Origin of the sequence: Akkermansia sp. GGCC_0220 (genome assembly GCF_017566105.1) — a bacterium.
In the GTDB taxonomy this organism is placed as follows: Bacteria; Verrucomicrobiota; Verrucomicrobiia; order Verrucomicrobiales; family Akkermansiaceae; genus Akkermansia; species Akkermansia massiliensis.
Map to the genome: position 1 here is coordinate 1 of NZ_JABFCI010000197.1, position 216 is coordinate 216.

The 216-nt window shown below is 36.1% G+C and carries 1 protein-coding gene; it reads right to left on the reverse strand.

Going from position 1 to position 216, the window contains the following annotated elements:
• Positions 1 to 90: 90 nt before the first annotated feature.
• Positions 91 to 216 (reverse strand): RagB/SusD family nutrient uptake outer membrane protein (locus HJW02_RS14590; protein WP_345778212.1); only part of this gene is annotated, 126 nt, incomplete at its 5' end.

The window sequence follows — 216 nt, forward strand, 5'->3', positions numbered from 1 at the left end:
CCAGAGTTATAGCCCATATTCCCAAAGGTAAACATGCGTATAGTATATTTCTTATCTTCATTGTTTTATACTTTATATGTCCTACTATTATTACTTCGTTTTTGTCCATCCCGGGTTTTGTTTCAACTGCTTATTCAGTTCAAGTTCATCCGGCGGTATAGGCAATAAATAATCACGGTCCGGCTGGAATTGATATCCTTGTGGCAAATAATCTTT